General features: G+C 66.6%; 13 protein-coding genes and 2 tRNA genes. 8 read left to right on the top strand and 7 right to left on the bottom strand.

Translation table 11 applies throughout. The annotated features are described in order from the left end of the window. Window positions 1–75: 75 nt before the first annotated feature. Window positions 76–525, bottom strand: coding sequence for a nuclear transport factor 2 family protein (locus VSX79_RS05130; RefSeq protein WP_326914624.1), 450 nt, complete (start codon window positions 523–525; stop codon window positions 76–78). A 334-nt stretch (window positions 526–859) separates the two neighbouring features. On the opposite strand from VSX79_RS05130, the gene VSX79_RS05125 reads away from it, so the two are divergent. After that, window positions 860–3,043 carry a calcium-binding protein gene (locus VSX79_RS05125; RefSeq protein WP_326914623.1) on the top strand — a complete coding sequence of 728 codons (2,184 nt, stop codon included), beginning with the start codon at window positions 860–862 and terminating at the stop codon, window positions 3,041–3,043. 25 nt (window positions 3,044–3,068) lie between these two features. On the opposite strand, the gene VSX79_RS05120 is transcribed toward VSX79_RS05125, so the two are convergent. After that, window positions 3,069–7,880, bottom strand: a complete 4,812-nt coding sequence (locus VSX79_RS05120; protein WP_326914622.1) for a calcium-binding protein — start codon at window positions 7,878–7,880, stop codon at window positions 3,069–3,071. Window positions 7,881–8,205: 325 nt separating this feature from the next. Here VSX79_RS05120 and VSX79_RS05115 point away from each other — a divergent pair, with 325 nt between their 5' ends. Next, entirely contained in the window at window positions 8,206–10,281 is a 2,076-nt protein-coding gene (locus VSX79_RS05115; protein WP_326915221.1) for a type I secretion system permease/ATPase, read from the top strand. After that, a complete protein-coding gene (locus VSX79_RS05110; RefSeq protein WP_326914621.1) occupies window positions 10,278–11,672 on the top strand; it encodes an HlyD family type I secretion periplasmic adaptor subunit in 1,395 nt (464 codons plus the stop codon). Before VSX79_RS05115 ends, VSX79_RS05110 begins: the two co-directional genes overlap by 4 nt. 170 nt (window positions 11,673–11,842) lie before the next feature. Here the strand turns inward: VSX79_RS05110 and VSX79_RS05105 are convergent, their stop codons facing one another. Both VSX79_RS05105 and VSX79_RS05100 read right to left on the bottom strand, forming a co-directional pair. Continuing rightward, window positions 11,843–12,157, bottom strand: coding sequence for a TonB-dependent receptor (locus VSX79_RS05105; RefSeq protein ID WP_218844318.1), 315 nt, complete (start codon window positions 12,155–12,157; stop codon window positions 11,843–11,845). A 233-nt stretch (window positions 12,158–12,390) separates the two neighbouring features. After that, window positions 12,391–12,476, bottom strand: a tRNA-Tyr gene (locus tag VSX79_RS05100). 80 nt (window positions 12,477–12,556) lie between these two features. Here VSX79_RS05100 and rlmB point away from each other — a divergent pair. After that, window positions 12,557–13,324, top strand: a complete 768-nt coding sequence (gene rlmB / locus VSX79_RS05095) for a 23S rRNA (guanosine(2251)-2'-O)-methyltransferase RlmB (RefSeq protein WP_179499275.1) — start codon at window positions 12,557–12,559, stop codon at window positions 13,322–13,324. A 110-nt stretch (window positions 13,325–13,434) separates the two neighbouring features. On the opposite strand, the gene VSX79_RS05090 is transcribed toward rlmB, so the two are convergent. Then, a complete protein-coding gene (locus tag VSX79_RS05090; protein ID WP_179499274.1) occupies window positions 13,435–13,752 on the bottom strand; it encodes a 2Fe-2S iron-sulfur cluster-binding protein in 318 nt (105 codons plus the stop codon). Window positions 13,753–13,853: 101 nt separating this feature from the next. Between VSX79_RS05090 and VSX79_RS05085 the strand changes: the two genes are divergently transcribed. Continuing rightward, window positions 13,854–14,471: a DNA-3-methyladenine glycosylase family protein gene (locus VSX79_RS05085; RefSeq protein ID WP_179499273.1), complete on the top strand. Its 618-nt coding sequence runs from the start codon at window positions 13,854–13,856 to the stop codon at window positions 14,469–14,471. A 61-nt stretch (window positions 14,472–14,532) separates the two neighbouring features. Beyond that, window positions 14,533–14,844 (top strand): GIY-YIG nuclease family protein, encoded by a 312-nt coding sequence (locus VSX79_RS05080; protein WP_326914620.1) that lies wholly within the window; start codon window positions 14,533–14,535, stop codon window positions 14,842–14,844. A gap of 109 nt (window positions 14,845–14,953) precedes the next feature. On the opposite strand, the gene tig is transcribed toward VSX79_RS05080, so the two are convergent. Continuing rightward, window positions 14,954–16,576: a trigger factor gene (tig, locus tag VSX79_RS05075; RefSeq protein WP_179499272.1), complete on the bottom strand. Its 1,623-nt coding sequence runs from the start codon at window positions 16,574–16,576 to the stop codon at window positions 14,954–14,956. An 88-nt stretch (window positions 16,577–16,664) separates the two neighbouring features. Next, window positions 16,665–16,749: transfer RNA gene (locus VSX79_RS05070), tRNA-Leu, on the bottom strand. 194 nt (window positions 16,750–16,943) lie between these two features. Between VSX79_RS05070 and VSX79_RS05065 the strand changes: the two genes are divergently transcribed. Further along, on the top strand, window positions 16,944–17,141 hold the full coding sequence (locus VSX79_RS05065) for a hypothetical protein (RefSeq protein ID WP_326914619.1): 198 nt from the start codon (window positions 16,944–16,946) through the stop codon (window positions 17,139–17,141). Window positions 17,142–17,253: 112 nt separating this feature from the next. Next, window positions 17,254–18,948, top strand: coding sequence for an amidohydrolase (locus VSX79_RS05060; protein ID WP_326914618.1), 1,695 nt, complete (start codon window positions 17,254–17,256; stop codon window positions 18,946–18,948). The last annotated feature ends 52 nt before the right edge of the window (window positions 18,949–19,000 follow it).

The following is a 19,000-nucleotide window of genomic DNA, read 5'->3' as shown; positions in this document are numbered from 1 at the left end:
CAGCCCGAAGCGGCCGTGTGTGGACGGCGCGGCGTGCGTTGCGCGCTCCGCATGGCGGAACGATCGCCGCCGGCGTCAGTCGCGCTCGACACGGATGCGGCTGAGCCGCGTCCGGGCGATCAGCCAGCGTCCGCTCGCCTTGCGATAACAGTCGTGATAATGACCGAAACCGTGGCGCGAGCGACCCGCGAGATCGCTTCCCTCGCCCGCCCAGAAATGGTCGTCCATCGCCCAGATGCCCTCCGCGTCGCGTGCGCCGGTGAAGCGGATTTCAAAGCTGTGGACATGATGGACCGTGGTGGCATTCTCGAGCGCCGAGGCGACCCCCGCGACAAAGGCGTCGGCGCCGGTGGTCAACAACTGCTCGTCAAGCTCGCCGCCCGGCATCTCGCGAAAGTCGCCGACCATGTCGTCGGTCAGCAGGCTGCGCAGCAACGCCCAGTCCTTGGTATCGAGCGCGCGCAGATAACGCGCCTTGAGCAGCCGGATTTCTTCGATTGCGCCGAGATTGACGGCTTCGGTCATGTTTTTCCTCTCCAGGACGGCGGCTCGACAGGCCGTGAAACGCTGCCCGACATCGGAGCGGAGCGGGCACGAATCTTCAAGTGGATATTTGTGCTGGGACTGCGGACCGGGGGCTTTTGCGATCGAAAGCGCAAAAACAGATCATGCCGCTTTCGGGGAGGCTGCCGAAGCAAATTTCCCCGCAGGTAGAATGCCTTGCCTCCAGCCGGACCCGCGACGGCCCATCGTAATAACCCCACCGATGATCAGCATAATGCTGGCCTAACCATACCGCAGTGCAGCATGATGGCTTGGCCGAGGTTAACCTCGCCGCAACAACAAGGGGTCGATCGCCATGCCAAGCCTGTACATCTCACCTGCCGGATCCGGGGACAAAAGCGGCAGCGACATCAACAATGCAGCGTCGATCGGTTCGCTCAACACGCTAATCGGAAGGGCGGGACCAGGAGGCGAGGTGCTGATGCTGGCCGACCAGGGCGACTATAATGTCACCGGTATCCTCGGCATCACACGCGGCGGGGCGGAGGGCGAGCCGGTAGTGGTGCGCGGCATCGATTCCGGCGGCAATGCCATGGCGGCGCAGTTCACCGGTTCGCGCCCGGTCGACTGGCAGGCGGGCGACGCTTCCGGCAACGAATTGTTCAAGCTCGGCTCAGGCGCCGACAATCTCGTATTCCGCGACTTGCAGATCGACAATGTCGGCACGGCCTTCCGCGTCACCGCCGATCTCGCCAATCTCCATATCGAGGATGTCGACGCGAAGAATGTTCGCCGCTTCTTCGAGGATTATGCCAGCGCGCCTTCGGCTACCGCGACGATAACCGGGCTGACGATCCGCGATGTAGACGTGGAGGGATTCTCGAGGGTGGCGATCCGCCTCCAGTACGACACCAACAATGTGGTCATCGACAATGTGACGGCGGACATGGCGGGGCAGACGGGCGACGACCTGCCCGCGGGCGTTCATCTCGACGGCACCGTCCATAACGTCACGCTCAGCCAGGTGGTGATGGAGAATGTCCAGAGCACGGCCGGCGCCTATTTCAACGGCGACGGCTTCGCGACCGAGCGCGGCGTCCATGACGTGCGCTTGATCGACACCGCCGCACGCGGCAACAGCGACGGCGGCTATGACCTCAAGTCGAGCGGCACCCTTGTCGTCCGCGCGCTCGGCGAGGAAAATGGCCGCAACTACCGGCTCTGGGGGGAGGCGACGCTGATCGACTCGGTCGGCCTGAACCCGGTACTGCGCGGCGGCATCTCCGAACAGAACCAGCTCTGGCTCGACGACTCCGCAGACGTCACGGTGATCGGAGGCCGCTTCGATGATGCCGGTTCGCGCACCAAGGTGATCTCCTCGCAGGGACGGCTCACCCTGCAGGGCGTCGAGATCACCCTGTCCGAACTCGCCACGCTCGCCACCCGCGATTCGTTTCCCGGCCTCAGCGGCATCGAGACGATCCGCGAAACGCTGACCGTCGATCGGGGCGACGCTTCACCCGGCGCGACCGACTTTATCGCGCTGCTTCCCCTGCCCGCCACCGCCACCGCGGATGAGCTGCATGGTACCACCGGTGACGATATTTTCCTTGTCGACGACACCGGCGACCGGATCGCCGAAGCCGCAGACGCCGGGTTCGACCGGGTCGAAACGACACTCGATGGCTATACGCTCGCGGGCAATGTCGAGGGATTGATTCGCCGCGGCGGCGCCGATTTCACCGGCAACGGCAATGCGCTCGCCAATGCGATGATCGGTGGCGCGGGCAGCGACACGCTGGGCGGCCTCGGCGGCAATGACGACATCGCCGGCAACTCGGGCGACGACTGGCTCGTGGGCGGCAATGGCGAAGACCTGCTCCGGGGCCAGTCGGGCGCCGACATGCTGCTCGGCGGCTGGCAGTCGGACATGCTCGCCGGCGGCTCGGGCGCGGACCGGCTGGTCGGCGATCAGGAATGGTTGAGCAGCCAGGGCGCCAACGACCGGCTCGACGGCGGCGACGATGCCGATTTGCTGATTGGCGACGCGACCAACATCTATGGCAACGGGAAGGGCGGCGGCGACCGGCTGGCTGGTGGCGCGGGCAACGACATTCTGATCGGCGACGGCGACGTGATGATGGACAGCGCGAGGGGCGGCGCAGACACGCTGGAGGGCGGCGACGGCAATGACTGGCTCTATGGCGACGGTCGGGAGTCGGCCGCGGATGTGGCGGGCGGCGCCGACAAGCTCTATGGCGGCGACGGCGCCGATCACCTGATCGGCGGCGGCGGCGCCGACATGTTAGCGGGTGGCGCCGGTGCCGACTGGTTCGTCTTCGCGCCCGGCTCCGGTGCCGACGAGATCAGCGATTTCACCTCGGGCGCGGATCATATCGACCTCAGCGCCTTCGATATCGCCTATGAACAGCTCGGTTTCATGGCGAGCGCGGACGGGGTCCGCATCACCATGGGCCCGGACAGCATCTTCGTCCGCGGTGCGCAGGCGTTTTCGCCCGCTGATTTCGTCTTCGGCTAATACCCGCCCGCCGGCCGGGAGCGGGTCAGCCGAAGACGAAGTCCGTCTGATCGAGCGCGGTCGCACCGCGCACGAAGATCGTGTCGGTGCCGCCTAACTGGATCGTCACGCCCGCGCTGCTCGTGGTGAAGCGCAGCGCCTCATAGGCGATGTCGAAGGCGCTGAGGTCGATCCGGTCGGCCTCGCCGCCGCCGCGGGTAAAATCGCTGATCTCGTCGGCACCGGAGCCGGGCGCGAAGACGAAGCGATCGCTCCCGCCGCCGCCGGTCAGCTTGTCCGCCCCGCCGCGCGCCCCGACCGCCATATTCACCGCATCACCGTACAACACATCGTTGCCCAGCCCGCCAATCAGCGTGTCCGCGCCGCCGATCCCGCTCGCCGTCATGCTCATTCCGTCGCCGACCAGCATATCGTCGCCGTCGCCGCCGTCGAGATGGTCCCTGGCCGCGAGGGACGAGATCCATTCGGTGTCGCCGACCAGCAGGTCGTCACCCGCCCCGCCGTACAGCTTGTCCGTTTGCTGGCCGCCGTAAAGCGCGTCGCCGTCATCCTCGCCGTAAAGCATATCTTCGTTCTTGCCGCCGTCGAGTTGGTCGGATCCGGCGCCTCCCCGCAGCGTATCGTTGCCGTCGTCGCCCGCGAGCGTGTCGTCGCCATCACCGCCCGTCAGCACATTGGCGCCGGTGCTGCCCAGCAGCACATCAGCAAACGCCGAACCCTGCGCATTCTCGATACTGACCAACTTGTCGCCCATGGCATCGCCCCCGGTCGCAGTCTGCGCCCGCAGGTTGACGAGCACGCCGCCGAGCGAACCGGCGTATTCCACACTATCCGATCCCGCGCCCCCGTCGAGCAGATCGCCGCCCGCCCCGCCGCGCAGCACGTCCGCGCCATCTCCGCCGGCCAGCCGATCCTCGCCGCCGCTTCCGACGATGAAATTGTCGAGCGTATTGCCGGTCATCGTCGCGCCGATCGTGCCGGTATAGACCAGCTCCTCGACATGGGCGCCGAGCGTGTAGCTGCTCGCCGCGGTGCGGATGCGGTCGCGTCCCTCCCCCGCCGCCTCGATCACCTGGTCGCCGGCCTCATAGACGACATAGAGGTCGTTTCCGGCGCCACCGCGCAGCAAGTCGTTGCCGCTGCCGCCATCGAGCTGATCGTCGCCCGCGCCGCCGACCAGCAGGTCGCCGCCGCCACGCCCATAGAGGATGTCGCCGGCCAGCGGATCGTCGCTGCCGGTGATACTGTCGGAATAGTTGGAGCCGATCACGATCTCGATGCCGACCAGCCGGTCTCCCTCGGCCTCGCCGCCGTGATTGACGTTGGTGACAAGGTTCACCGTGATCGCGGCGGACTTGGTATAATCGACCTGATCGCGTCCCGCCCCGCCGTCGAGCAGGTCCGCGCCCGCGCCGCCCACCAGCTTGTCGTCGCCGTCGAGCCCATAAAGCGCGTCGTCCGCCGCCTTGCCATAGAGGCTGTTGTCTAGCGCGTTGCCGGTGCCGGAGAAGCCGCCGCTACCGACATAGCTCAGGTCCTCGACCCCGTCGGCAAGCGTCAGCGAGGACAGGGTCGTGCGCACGATATCGACCCCGCCGCCAACCGCCTCGGCCACCTGGTCGCCGGCGTTGTCGACCACATAGGAGTCGTTGCCCTCACCGCCGATCATCACATCGGCGCCCGCCCCGCCGTCGAGCGCGTCGTTGCCGCCGCCGCCCTCGATCCGGTTGATATTGGCATCGCCCGTCAACGTGTCGGCGAAGGCACTGCCCACCAGCCCCTCGATTCCGGAAATGCTGTCACCCTGTGCATCTCCGCCCGACAGGATGCTGGTCGCGAGGTTGACCTTCACGCCCGCGGCGCTGCCCGCGTAGACCGCTATGTCGAAGCCGCCCGCGCCGTCCAGCCGATCGCCCGCCGCGCCGCCGACCAGTATCTGATCCGCCCCGTCGCCGACGATCGTATCGGCAAAGCTGGTGCCGATGAACCGCTCGACGCCGTCGAACCGGTCGCCCTCGGCATCGCCGCCGCTGCTCGCGCCGGTCTGGAGGTTGATCGAGACGGCACCCGCATTGGCGCTGTAGTCGACCGTATCGATGCCTTCACCGCCGATCATCATATCGGCGCCCGCACCGCCCTGAAGCAGATCGTCGCCGCCGCGCCCGTCGAGCCGATCCGCGCCCGCACCGCCGTACAGCGCCTCGTCGCCCCCCACGCCCGCCAGCACATCGTCGAAGGCCGAGCCGACCAGCGCCTCGATACTCGTCAGCCGGTCGCCCGCTGCATCGCCGGTACCGCCCTGCACCGACAGGGCAAGGTCGACCTGCACCGCCGCCGCTGAGCCCGAATAATCGGCCGTATCAAGGCCATCGCGCCCATCGATCACGTCCGCGCCCTGACCGCCGAGCAGCAGGTTGCCGCCCGCGTCGCCGTTCAACACATCGTCGAACGCCGAGCCGATCAGGCCCTCGATCGCGACGAGCGTCACCCCGCCCGAAGCCGTGCCCGCCGCAAGATCCGCCGTCACTGTGCCCGCGGCGGCCGAAAAGTCGGCAACGTCCGAGCCCGCGCCGCCGTCGAGCCGGTCCGCCCCGCCGTTGCCCGCCAGCCGGTCGTCCCCGCCGCCGCCCGACAACATATTGACCGCGCCATCGCCGACCAGCACGTCGCCAAACCCACTACCGACCAGATTCTCGATCCCCGTCAGCACATCGCCCTCGGCATCGCCGTCGCTGCCCGCGCCGCCCAGCACGGCGTTCACCGCCCCGGCGCTCGCCGAATAATCGGCGGTGTCAGTCCCGGCGCCGCCAGTCAGCCGGTCCGCGCCAGCGCCGCCAATCAGCATATTGTCAAAACCGTCGCCGGTCAGCACATCGCCGAAGCGCGAGCCGATCAACCGCTCGACCCCTTGCAGCCGGTCGCCCTGAGCATCGCTGCCGCTTCCGGTGCCCGCGGCAAGGTCTACGGTGACTGCCCCCCCGCTGGCAGAATAATCCGCGCTGTCGATCCCGGCGCCACCGATCAGCATGTCGGCACCCGCGCCGCCGACCAGCAGGTCGTCGCCGCCGCGACCGTCGATCCGGTCGTCGCCCGCGCCGCCGCCGATCCAGTCCGCGCCTTCATTGCCTGACAGCGTATCGCCATAGCCCGAGCCCATGACCCCCTCGATCCCGATCAGCCGGTCGCCCGCCGCCTCGCCGCCACTCGCCGCGCCATTGGCTAGATCGACAACCACCGCCGCGGTGCTGCTGCCATAATCCACCCGATCGATACCAGCGCCGCCGTCGAGCAAGTCCGCACCCGCACCGCCGTCGAGCAGGTCATCGTCGGCACCGCCCGAAAGCGCGTCGTCGCCCGCGCCGCCGAACAGCCGGTTCGCGCCCGCATCCCCCGCCAGCACATCGGCGAAGGCCGAGCCCTCGACATCCTCGAACCCGTCGAACAGGTCGCCCGCGGCATCGCCGCCGCTGGCGGAGAGCCGCAGCAGGTCGACCCGCACCGCAGCATCGCTGCCGGCGTAGCTGAGCAGATCGCGCCCGGCGCCGCCGACCAATATGTCCGCGCCCGAACCGCCGGTCAGCACGTCGTCGCCGGCATTGCCGACCATCATGTCATCGCCGGCACCGCCGATCAGCAAATCGACGCCCGCCGTGCCGCCGATCAAGTCGTCTCCGGCCGTCCCCGCCGCGACCACCGCCCGCTGCCCGTCCAGCGTCAGCACCGATCCCGTGCCCTTCTTCCAGGTCAGCGTGCCCGCACCGGTGGCAAGGCCATAGTCCTGCACGGTCAGCGCGCCATTCCTTTCGGCGAGGTTGAACAAAGTCGGCGAGCCGGGATCGGAGAAAAACGCCCCGTCGATCGTCGCATTGGCGCCCTCGGCCAGCCAGATATGTTCGCGATTGCCGCCGGCGAGTGGTGCGCCCGCGTCGAGGCTGACGATATTGCTGAGCTGCGCGCCCGTGCCCCACAGCCGGATGTTGCGACCATTGCCCGAGACGATCGCGCCGTCGACCACGATGTTATCGCTCTTGAGGTCGAGCCCGCCATCACTGTTGCCGGTGGCGATCACATCGCGCAGCGTGATGTCATAGGTGCCGCGTTCGGTCGCGAAGCCGTCGCCGTTGCGATAATCATTCACCGTGTCGAGCGCGTTGCGCATGGCGACGCGGTCGATCGTCACGTCGTGCGCGGTGCCGGTGATATGGACGCCGATCGCGAAATTGTCGCCGTCCTGAAACTGGCTGTCGCCGCGCACATCCTCGATCAGCACATTGTTGCTATCGTACTGGATCCGGATCGCGCCCTTCGAATAGCCGTCCACCGCGACGTCGCGGATGGTGAGCCCGCTGATCGTCGCGCTGGCATTGGCCCCCGACACCATATTGTCGAAAAAGCGCGAGACGTTCGCGGCATCAACATGTTCGATCGCAAGGTTGCGCACATCCGCGCCCACGCGAAAGGCCGTGCCGACATTCTCGAAGGCCAGATCGCTGAAGCGCAGATTGTTCGCACCGCCGAGCAGGCGGAAGACCTCTTCGCCCGAGGGGTTGGCCGGGTCGAAGGGCTCGGGCCGCGTGCCGGCAATCGTCGCCGCCATCGCATTGCCCGCGCTGTCGACCCCGCGGATCGTCACGGGCGCGCTCGCCGTCCCTCCTGCGACGATCGCCAGCGGCCCGGTCGGCGCACTATAGCCTCCCTGATCGGCGAGCAGCAGCACCTGCCCGCCCGGCCCCGCCGCCGCGATCAGCTGCGGCAGGTCCTCGATCGTCGCGGCGTTCGCGGCGCTCGAACCGTCGCCCGAACCGCTGCCGGTCGGTGAGATGTAAAGGGTGGGCATGGCAGGGCTCCCGTCATAAGCCTGAAAACATACCCCCCACTTGATCGCGACCAGACAGCCCGCGACGGCATCGGGGTCAACCATATGCTGCACCTGCGAACGCCGAATTGCCCCTTTGCTCCGACGACCGGAGCGGCGGCGCCTTCGCTCGCCAGGCTTTGGCGGCTACCAAGGTTCGTGCCGGACGATTTACCTTGCCGCACCCCGCAGATTGTCGACGCCTGAAGAACCCGATCGGAGACCCACCGTGCAGCAGGACCTGTCCCTCGGGACATCGGAGGCGCCCGTGGATAGCGGGCTCGTCGCCTTCGCCCAGATTCTCGCGATGCACCGCATTGTCGCGGACCCGGCCGAACTGCGCCACAGCCTGGGCCATTCCGATCCGGTCACGGCATCCGATCTGGTACGCCTGGCCAAGCGCATCGAGGGCGTCCGCGCCCGCGCCTCGACCGCCGATTTCGAACGGTTGAGGCGCCTCCCCATGCCGGTATTGGCCAGCGGCGCGGAGGGCTGGTTCGTCATCGGCCGCGTCGGCGAGGATGCCGTCGCGGTCCAGCGTCCCGGCGCCGCGATCGAGCGCTGGGACCGCGCCGCGCTGGAAGCCCGCTGGTCGGGGGCGCTGCTGCTCGTCGCCACGCGCGATTCCGCGCAGGTTGCCGCGCCCGCCTTTGACATAACCTGGTTCGTCCCCCAGATCGTCAAATATCGAAAGCTGATCGGCGAAGTGCTGCTGATCACCCTCGCGCTCAACCTGCTCGGCCTCGCCGCGCCGCTCTTCTTCCAGAATGTCGTCGACAAGGTGCTGGCGCACAACAGCCTGGCAACGCTGCAGGTGCTCAGTATCGGGCTCGTGCTGGTTTCGCTCTGGGAAGTCGCGTTCGGCTGGCTGCGCACCCGTCTCTATTCGGAGACAAGCCAGAAATTGGATGTCGAGCTGGGCAGCCGCCTTTTCCGTCACCTGCTCCGCCTGCCGCTCGCCTATTTCGAAAATCGCCGCGTCGGCGACACCGTGACCCGCGTCCGCGAGCTGGAGACGGTGCGCGAATTCATGACCAATGCTTCGCTCACCGTGCTGGTCGATCCGCTGTTCACGATCGTCTTCCTCGTCGCGATGTGGCTCTATTCACCGCTCCTTTTCGTGATCGTAGCGCTCACCCTCCCGGCCTATGTGATCGTCTCGCTGCTCGTCACCGGCCCCTTGCGCCGCCGGCTCGACGAGAAGTTCGCGCGCGGCGCCGCCAACAACGCGCTACTCGTCGAGAGCGTCTCGGGCATGCAGACGCTCAAGGCCGCCGCGGTCGAGCCGCAATGGCAGGACCGCTGGGAACGCCAGCTCGCCGCGTACAGCGCCGCCAACCAGCGCGTGATCAACCTCGGCAATTCGGGCAGCCAGGCGGTCCAGCTCATCTCCAAGCTCAGCCTCGCCGCGATCCTGTTCTTCGGCGCGCAGCAGGTGATCGCCGGCGCGCTGACCATCGGCGGGCTGGTCGCGTTCAACATGTTCGCCCAGCGCGTCTCCGGCCCGGTCATCCGCATGGCGCAGCTCTGGCAGGATTTCCAGCAGGTCCGCCTCTCGGTTCAGCGGATGGGCGACATCCTCAACACCGGTGCGGAGCCCGGCGCAGGATCGCGTACCGCCTTGCCTGCGCTCGCCGGCCATGTCCGCTTCGAGAATGTCCGCTTCCGTTATGCCGCCGACGGCCCCTGGACATTGGACGACATCAGCCTCGACCTGCCCGCCGGCGCCACGCTCGGCATCGCCGGCGCCTCGGGCTCGGGCAAATCGACGCTCACCAAATTGCTCCAGCGCCTCTATCTGCCCGCAAGCGGCCGCGTGCTGATCGACGGTGTCGACCTGGCGCAGATCGATCCCGCGTGGCTGCGCCGTCAGATCGGCGTGGTGTTGCAGGAGAATATCCTGTTCAACCGCTCGATCCGGGAGAATATCGCGCTCGCCGATCCCGTCACCCCGATCGAGCGGGTGATGACCGCCGCCCGCCTCGCCGGCGCGCACGACTTCATCCTGGAGCTGCCCCGCGGCTATGACACGATCGTCGAGGAGCGCGGCGTCAACTTCTCGGGCGGGCAGCGCCAGCGCCTCGCCATCGCCCGCGCGCTGATCACCAATCCGCGCATCCTGATCCTCGACGAGGCAACGTCGGCGCTCGATGCCGAAAGCGAGGAGATCGTCCAGCGCAATCTCAAGGCGATCGCTGCCGGCCGCACCGTGCTGATCATCGCGCACCGCCTCTCTGCGATCCGCCAGTGCGACCGCATCCTGACGCTCGACAAGGGGCGCATCGTCGAGAGCGGCACGCATGACGAGCTGCTCAAGCTCGGCGGCTGCTATGCCGCGCTCCATCACCGCCAGATCGGCGTTCAGGCGGGAGCGGCGGCATGAATGCGCTCACGCGTCACTGGACCGCCGTTCGCGACGCGCTCGACAATGAACGTGCGCGGTCGCGCCAGGTTTTGCGCACCGAGGAGGCCGACTTCCTGCCCGCCGCGCTCGAAGTGGTCGAGCGGCCCGTGTCGCCGACCGCGCGGGTCACTGCCTGGCTGTTGCTCGGCCTGCTCGCAGCCGCGCTGCTCTGGTTGGTGCTTGGCCGGGTCGACGTCGTCGCCTCCGCACCGGGCAAGCTGGTCCCCGCCGACGACGTCAAGCTGATCCAGCCCGGCGCGGCGGGAATCGTCCACGCCATATTGGTACGCGACGGCCAGCGCGTCCGCGCCGGCCAACCTCTGGTCGAGCTCGATCCCACCGTCTCGGATGCCGACGCGGCGCAAGCCGGCAAGGCGCTGGAAACCGCGGTGCTCGACGCGGCGCGGCTGCGCGCCATACTGTCGGCACTCGACGGTAGGGGTCTGCGCTTCACCCCGCCCGCCGGAACTGCGGCCGACGTAGCCGACACCCAGATCGCGCTCGCCCGCGCCCAGCTCGCCCAGATCCGGGCGGGTAGTCAGACGCGTGCGGCCGACACCGAATCCGCCCGCGCCGCCCGCGCCGAGGCGGAAATACAGGCGGCCAAGCTCAGCGAGACGCTCCCGCTGCTCGACGAGCAAATCGCCGCCAACGAAAAACTGCTCGAAAAGGGTTATGTCTCGAAGCTGCGCGTGATCGAGATGCGCCGCCAGCGCCTCGTCGCCGCGCGCGATCGCGACGCCGCCCTCGCCACCGCGCGCAAGGCGGAGGCGCAGATCGGCGTGGCCGGCGGCAATTCGAGCCAGTCTATCGCCGAGGCGCGCGCCCGCATCCTCGCCGATCTTGCCAAGGCCGAGAGCGACGCGCGGCTACGCAAGGAGGAGCTGACCAAGGCAACGAAACGCAGCAGCCTCCAGCGCCTCGTCAGCCCCGTTGACGGAACGGTCACGCAACTGGCCGTCCACACCGTCGGCGGCGTGGTCGAGGCCGCCAAGCCGATCATGGTGATCGTGCCCGCGCGCGGGAAGCTGATCGCCGAAGTGGCGATCGCCAACAAGGATGTCGGCTTCGTCCGCGCCGGCCAACCGGTCGCACTCAAGGTCGAGGCCTTTTCCTTCACGCGCTACGGCGCGGTGCCGGGCAGGCTCGAGCAGATCAGCTCGGACGCGGTGCAGGACGAGACGCGCGGACTGATCTATACCGCGCGGGTAGCGCTGGACCGGGCAACGATCCGGGGGGACGGTGCGACAATCCCCCTGACCCCCGGCATGGCGGTCACCGCCGACATCCGCACCGGCCGCCGTTCGCTCGCCTCCTACCTGCTGAGCCCGATCGACGAGATCCGCGCGACGGCGGCGCGGGAGCGCTAAATGCCATCTCCCCGTTAGGGAGCGGGGCTACCGCGCAATTCCTGCTTTGCAAAGTTCCGCGACAAGCTGTTCGTCTTCGGCAGGTTTCAAAGCACGAGCGTCTGGCCGAAATCGGAATGGCATAGGGGAGCGAAACCCGCTCTCACTTCCATCGGATCATATACTCGGCGTCAGAAGGAATGGCGCATGCCAAAGGCGATGCTGCGGCCGCGCAGCGGTGACTGGTCCTTCACGAATGACGTGTGGGAAAATGCCAGTTCGTCGAGCAAGTTGGTGCCGCGCACATAAAATTCCACCCTCCTCGTGCCACCGAGATCGAAGCGATAGCTGAGCGTGGCGTTCAACATGTCATAGCCGTTCGTGCGCGTCTCGTAGGACGCAAATTTATCCTGCCCGAACGTGCGATAATATTCGAGTTCGCCCGCCAGGGGTCCAGCGCTGTGCTCGTAACGCGCGCCCAGCCGTCCCGGCGGAATGCGCGGCAAATTGTCGTCTTCGCGCGATGAAATCTAAGCGTTGTCATAACATTACCCCTTCATGGCCAAGGGCCCGTCAAATAATAATATGTTATGCCGTCAAGTCATAATTGATGCTTTGGAGCAGAGGGTCGCGACCGTCATACCGCAGATGGACATGGGCGTTTGGGCACGCGAATCATCCGGAAGCCGCCCAATAATCGGCCTTCTGTGGATGCTCTCGGTCTGATGGGGTGGCCCCCTGGTGGACAGGGCTGGATTCGAACCAGCGTACGGAAACCCGGGCAGATTTACAGTCTGCTGCCTTTAACCACTCGGCCACCTGTCCTTGGGGCCCGCTTTGGGAAGCGGTCCAATGGCGAAACGAGGCTTGCCTGTCAATGCCAGTCATGGGAAAGGCGCGCCATCATGCGTCAATTTTCTCGCCATCGCCGTCCCGCCGGCCAAAACCAGCGCGGACAGGCCATCCGCTTCTGGGGCCGCCACGCCGTCCTCGCCGCGCTCGCCAACCCCGAGCGCACCGTCAAGCGCATCTGGGGCACGCGCGAAGCGCTGGGGCAGCTCGATCTGCCGCCGGTGATTCCCATCTCTTACGCCGACGTCGCCGACCTCGCGCGACTCGTCGCGCGCGACGCGCCGCATCAGGGCCTGGTGATCGAGGTCGACCCGCTCGAAAGCATCTATCTCGGCGATTTGCTGCAGCAAGAGGTCGATACTGAGAGCAAGCGCCCGCTGATCATCCTCGACCAGGTCACGGACCCGCATAATATCGGCGCGGTGCTGCGCTCGGCGGCGGCGTTCGATGCCGCGGCGATCATCACGCAGGACCGCCACAGCCCGCCCGAAAGCGGCGTCATCGCGCGTTCGGCATCGGGCGCGCTCGAAACCGTGCCGTGGGTGCGCGTCGTCAACCTGTCGCGCGCGCTGGAAGAAATCGCCGAGGCGCAATATTGGCGCATCGGCCTGATGGGCGACACCGAAACGACGCTCGGATCGACACTCGACGGCAGCAAGGTCGCCCTGGTGCTGGGGTCCGAGGGCGACGGCATGCGTCACAATGTCATGGAACATTGCGACGTGCTGGCCAAGCTCCCCATCTCGCCGCGGATGGAGAGCCTCAATATCTCGAACGCCGCCGCGATCGCGCTCTACGCGGTGGCGACGGCGGGCGACTGAGTTTTCCAAACGCCGTCATTGCGAGGAGCCGAAGGCGACGCGGCAATCCAGAGTCGCGCAAGGCCGCCCTGGATTGCTTCGCTACGCTCGCAATGACGAGCCTTAGGAGGTCAATCCTCCGCCGCGATCCGCACCTTCAGGCCGTCGAGCGCGTCGCTGAACGGGATCTGGCACGACAGGCGCGAATTATCGTCGCGGTCGGTGGTCGAATCGAGCAGGTCGTTCTCGTCCTCGCTCATCGCCGGCATGGCGCCCTTGTCGCCGGCCTCGACATGGACATGACAGGTCGCGCACGAACAGCAACCGCCGCACAGCGCGAGCAGTTCGTCGAAACCGGCATCGCGGATATTTTCCATCACGGTCAGGCTGGTGTCGCCTTCGATCTCATGTTCGGTCCCGTCGCGCGTCACGACAATCAGCTTGGCCATGCTCGTCCCCATAGGTTTCCTGTCGCAGGCGCTATGTCGCGCGTTGCGCGCCAAATCAAGCGTTGCTATCAGCTTCCTCCAGAACAAAAGGAGAATATGCGATGGGCCTTAGCCAGCAGCAGCTGAACGCGGGGATCGACGCGCTGGCGGAGCGCGACACCAATTTCGCGCGCGCGCTCGGCAACGCCGGCTACCCCGAACCGCGCATCCGCGCGCCGGGCTATACGACGCTGCTGCGCACCATCGTCGGCCAGCAGGTCAGCGTCGCCGCAGCGACGTCGATCTGGAACAAGCTGGAGACGCAATTTGGCGAGGGCTGCCCCGCCGAAGTGATCGCCGCCGCCGATTTCGACACGCTGCGCGCCTGCGGCCTCTCGGGCCAGAAACAGGGCTATGCGAAAAGCCTCGCGCAGCTGATCCTCGACGGCGAGCTGACCTTCGACGCGCTCCCCGCCGACGATGAGGAAGCGATCGCGCTGCTCACCAAGGTCAAGGGCATCGGGCGCTGGTCGGCCGAAATCTACCTGCTCTTTGCCGAGGGCCGCCCCGACATCTGGCCCGCGGGCGACCTCGCCGTGCAGGAAGCGGTCGGCCGCATCCTGCAATTGGGCGCACGGCCGAGCGAGAAGCAGGCGCGCGAGCTCGCCGAAGCCTGGCGCCCCCACCGCGGCGCGGCAGCGATCTTCAGCTGGCATTGTTATAATATGGATGTGATCTGAGGGTGCGTGGCTACGCCACCTTCGTCATTCCCGCGAAAGCGGGAACCCAGTAGCGCCCGCGATGCGCGAGAACTTCGGCCCGGCGGTCTACCTGCTCGCGTCGCGGCGCAACGGCACGTTGTATCTCGGCGTCACATCGCACCTGGTTCAGCGCATCCGCCAGCACCGCGAAGGCCTCATTCCCGGTTTCACGCGCGAATATGGCGTGAAGATGCTCGTCTGGTTCGAGCAGCACGCGACGATGGACGCGGCGATCCAGCGCGAAAAGCGGGTCAAGAAATGGAACCGGGCGTGGAAGCTCGAACTGATTGAGAAGGATAATCCCGAATGGCGCGATCTTGCAGGCGATTTCGGTTTCGCCCCGATAGGCTGAACTGGGTTCCCGCTTTCGCGGGAATGACGAAGGTCAGAGATCACGAAGAGCAAAAAAGGCCGGGCGGAGCATCCTCCACCCGGCCTTTTATTCGATCGTCAGCCGAAGCTTATTTCTTCGCCGCAGCCTTCTTGGCCGGGGCCTTCTTCGCGGGCTCGGCCTTCTCGGCCGCGGCCTTTGCCGGAGCAGCCTTCTTCGCCGCTGCGGGCTTTTCCTCGGCCTTCTTGGCGGGGGCGGCTTCGGCCTTCTTCGCCGGTGCCTTCTTGGCGGGCGCTTCCTCGGCCTTGGCCTCTTCCTTCACCGCATCCTTCTTGGCGGCCGGCTTTTTGGCGGCAGCTTTCTTGGCGGGCTTATGGTCATGGTCATGGTCGTGGCCGCAGCCCGGGCCATGGACGTGGCCGTCGTCGTCGGCTTCGATCGCGGCTTCGATTTCTTCGCGCGTCACTTCGCGATCGCTGATCTCGGCCTTTTCGAACAGGAAGTCGACGACCTTGTCCTCATAGAGCGGGGCGCGGAGCTGCGCGGCCGCGAGCGCGTCCTGCTGGACATATTCGACGAAACGCTGGCGGTCTTCGGGGCGATACTGCTGCGCCGCCTGCATGACCAGGCGCTGCATTTCCTGGCTGCTGACCTGAACGCCATGCGCCTGGCCGATTTCCGACAGGAGCAGGCCGAGGCGGACGCGGCGGACCGCGATCGAGCGATATTCCTCGCGGTCATTCTCGAGCTCGGCCTTCGCCGCCTCGGGATCTTCCTCGTGGCTCGCTTCATGCTCGAGCTGCTGCCAGATCTGGTTGAACTCGGCCTCGACCATCGTCGGCGGCACGTCGAAGTCATGGCTCGCGGCGAGCTGGTCGAGCAGCTTGCGCTTCATATAGGTGCGGGTCAGGCCGTTCAGTTCCTGCTCGACCTGGTCCTTCATCAGCTCCTTGAGCTTGTCGAGGCTTTCGAGGCCGAGCGACTTCGCGAACTCGTCGTCGATCTTTGACGCCGCCGGGACCTTCACTTCCTTCACCGTGACGGCGAATTCGGCGGGCTTGCCCTTCAGGTTTTCGACCGGATATTCATCGGGGAAGCTGACCTTCAGCACCTTCTCGTCGCCCGCCTTCACGCCGACGAGCTGGTCCTCGAAACCGGGGATCAGCTGCCCCGAACCGATTTCGACCGCCATATCCTCGCCCGTGCCGCCGTCGAAGGCGACGCCCTCGACGCTGCCGGCAAAGTCGATGATGACCTGATCGCCCTCGGCGGCCTTCTTGGTCTTCGGCGCATCTTCGAAGCGCTTCATCTGCGCGGCGAATTCCTCGATCTTCGCCATCACCGCCTTGTCGTCGGCGGGAACGGTCAGACGCTCGAGCTTCAGCCCGTCGATCGACGGCGCCTCGATGTCGGGCAGCACTTCCAGCGCGACGGTGACTTCGGCATCCCTGCCTGCTTCATAACCGTCGGCCAGCGACACGGCGGGCTGCAGCGCGGGGCGGAGCTTTTCCTTCGCCATCAGGTCGCGCACGCCGGCGTCGATCGCCTTGTTCAGCGCATCGGCCGACAGCGCGGGGCCGTGCATCTTGCGGATCAGGTTCGGCGGCACCTTGCCGGGACGGAAACCGGGCATGCGGACGGTCGGGGCGATGCTCTTCACCTCGTCGTCGACGCGCGCGTCGATATCCTTGGCGGTGATGGTGACGCGATATTCGCGCTTCAGGCCTTCGTTCAGCGTTTCGACGGTCTTCATTGCCTTGGTCTTATCCTTGCTCAAAATCTCGTATCCGAACCCCGCCAATATGGCGAAGTTCCCCTATCCCGGCCTCTGCTCGCGAAGTTGGTGCGGGCGAAGGGACTCGAACCCCCACATCTTGCGATACTGGTACCTAAAACCAGCGCGTCTACCAATTCCGCCACGCCCGCTAGAGAGCTTTCGGCCGGGTGCACGACATCGCGCGCTGCCGCGCACGCCCGTGCGGGCCGCGCGGGGCTATAGCAGACACGCGGCCAAGGGCAAGGGCGCAAAGCCCCCTGTTCCGCGGGCGGAACATGCTTGGCGTCTCCGCGGGCGGAACATGCTTCGCGCCCGTTCGTTGGTCAAGCCAAGGAGAATGAACATGGCCAGCAGCCCCGACCCGCTTCCGAAACCCAAGCCCGACACGATCGAACCGCAATCGCCGCCCGAAACGCCCGTGCAGCCCACCCCGCTCGAAGACCCCGCGGGCCAACCGTCCGAAATTCCGGGCCGTCCCGGCGGCGGCGATATCGACGAACCCGGCCGCGGACCCGATGAAATGCCGCCGCAGCAGGTTTGACGCCGCGCCCTGTTTCGTCATTCCCGCTTTTGCGGGAATGACGAAGTTTAGCTTGCTAACCACTTGACCCATAGCCTCCCCGCCCGCCACCATGGCGCAGGGGAGAGACGATATGAAATTCACCGCCGCCATCGCGCTGCTTCTGGCAATGACCGCGCCGGCCATCGCGCAGGACACCACAATCTACCGCGGCGGCCCGATCATCACGATGGACGGCGACACGCCGCAAACGGTCGAGGCCGTCGTGGCCCGTGATGGCCGCATCGCCTTTGCCGGCTCCGAAAAGCAGGCGCGCAAGGCAGCGGGCAAAGATCCCGTGGTTCGCGACCTCAAGGGCGCCACGCTGCTCCCCGGCTTCATCGACGCCCATTCGCATTTCACCGTCGCCACGATAAGCGCGGGCGGGCTCGACCTGCGCGAAACCGGCGGCGCCCCGATCAGCGACATCGCCGGCGTCTCGGCCGCTATCCGCGAATATGTCGCTCGCGCGTCAGGGCCCGGAGGCTGGATTACCGTATGGCAGTTCGATCAGGAAAATCTGGCCGAAAAACGCTATATCGCCCGCGCCGAGCTCGACGCCATCGCGCCCGACCGCCCGCTCGTCGTGCTCCACGTCTCGCTTCACGGCGCGGTCGCCAACAGCGCCGCGCTGAAGGCCGCCGGGATCGACGAGGTCACCCCCGTCCCGCCGGGGGGCATGATCCTCCGCGACGACGCCGGCAGGCTCAATGGCGTGCTCCTCGAAAAGGCGATGTTCCTGCTGCTCGCCAAAATGCCGCAACCGACGGCGGAGCAGAGGCTCGCCGCGCTCGACGCCGCGCAAAACGCCTATTTCGCCGAGGGCTATACCCATGCACAGGACGGCGCGACCCAGCCGCCCGACGTCGCCTTCCTTACCTCTCCACAGGCGCGCGAACGCCTCAAGCTCGACCTCGCGCTCCTCCCCTTCTCTCCCGGTCTCGACGCGCTGCTGGCCAAACCCGACCTGAAATTCGGCAGCTATCAGGGCCATGTGAAGTTACAGGGGATCAAGTTCGTCCTCGACGGATCGGTGCAGGCGCGCACCGGCTATTTCACCCGCGATTACAAGCGCGGCAGCCCCGCGGGGCATCATCCGTGGCACGGCGAACCCGTCCTTTCCGAAACCGACTTCGTCGCGCAGGCAAAAAAGGTCCACGACCGCGGCTGGCAGCTTTTCGTCCACGCCAATGGCGACGCCGCGATCGATATGGCGATCCGCGGCTTCGACGCGCTCGGGATCAAGGCCGCCGACGACCGCCGCCCCATCGTCATCCACTCGCAATTCCAGCGCCGTGACCAGTTCGCCGCCTACAAGCGCATCGGCGTCGGCCCCGCCTATTTTTCGAACCACGCCTGGTACTGGGCCGATGTCCACCGCACCAACTTCCCGGCCGAAGTCGTCGATTTCATCAGCCCCTTTGCCTCGGCGCGCGCCGCGGGCCTGACGCCGTCGAACCACAGCGACTACAGCGTCACCCCGCTCGATACGCGCTTCATGCTGTGGACCGCCATGGCGCGCGTCTCGCCCACCGGCGTCGTGAGCGGCCCGGACGAGCGAGTCGGAGCCTATGAGGCGCTACAGGCGCTCACCACCGGGCCCGCCTGGCAAATCTTCGAGGAAGATCGCAAGGGCCGCATCAAAGCGGGCCTCCTCGCCGATTTCGTCATCCTCGACAGAAACCCACTGACCACGCCGGTCACCGACATCAAGGCGATCAAGGTTCTGGAAACCATCAAGGACGGCCGCAGCGTCTGGAAACATCCGACCGAAGCCGTTTCGCCCTGATTTTTTTCCTGGAACGCGCCGGGACAGTCTTGGTGGTCGCGCCGCGGTGCGA

The sequence above is a fragment of the Sphingopyxis chilensis genome, from assembly GCF_035930445.1.
Classification (GTDB): domain Bacteria; phylum Pseudomonadota; class Alphaproteobacteria; order Sphingomonadales; family Sphingomonadaceae; genus Sphingopyxis; species Sphingopyxis chilensis.
This window is presented reverse-complemented; position numbering and strand designations above follow the sequence as displayed.

Coding starts and splice junctions, on each gene's coding strand:
- VSX79_RS05130 (WP_326914624.1), bottom strand. CDS start 525: ATGACCGAAGCCGTCAATCTCGGCGCAATCGAAGAAATCCGGCTGCTC.
- VSX79_RS05125 (WP_326914623.1), top strand. CDS start 860: ATGCCAAGCCTGTACATCTCACCTGCCGGATCCGGGGACAAAAGCGGC.
- VSX79_RS05120 (WP_326914622.1), bottom strand. CDS start 7,880: ATGCCCACCCTTTACATCTCACCGACCGGCAGCGGTTCGGGCGACGGT.
- VSX79_RS05115 (WP_326915221.1), top strand. CDS start 8,206: ATGCACCGCATTGTCGCGGACCCGGCCGAACTGCGCCACAGCCTGGGC.
- VSX79_RS05110 (WP_326914621.1), top strand. CDS start 10,278: ATGAATGCGCTCACGCGTCACTGGACCGCCGTTCGCGACGCGCTCGAC.
- rlmB (WP_179499275.1), top strand. CDS start 12,557: ATGCGTCAATTTTCTCGCCATCGCCGTCCCGCCGGCCAAAACCAGCGC.
- VSX79_RS05090 (WP_179499274.1), bottom strand. CDS start 13,752: ATGGCCAAGCTGATTGTCGTGACGCGCGACGGGACCGAACATGAGATC.
- VSX79_RS05085 (WP_179499273.1), top strand. CDS start 13,854: ATGGGCCTTAGCCAGCAGCAGCTGAACGCGGGGATCGACGCGCTGGCG.
- VSX79_RS05080 (WP_326914620.1), top strand. CDS start 14,533: ATGCGCGAGAACTTCGGCCCGGCGGTCTACCTGCTCGCGTCGCGGCGC.
- tig (WP_179499272.1), bottom strand. CDS start 16,576: ATGAAGACCGTCGAAACGCTGAACGAAGGCCTGAAGCGCGAATATCGC.
- VSX79_RS05065 (WP_326914619.1), top strand. CDS start 16,944: ATGGCCAGCAGCCCCGACCCGCTTCCGAAACCCAAGCCCGACACGATC.
- VSX79_RS05060 (WP_326914618.1), top strand. CDS start 17,254: ATGAAATTCACCGCCGCCATCGCGCTGCTTCTGGCAATGACCGCGCCG.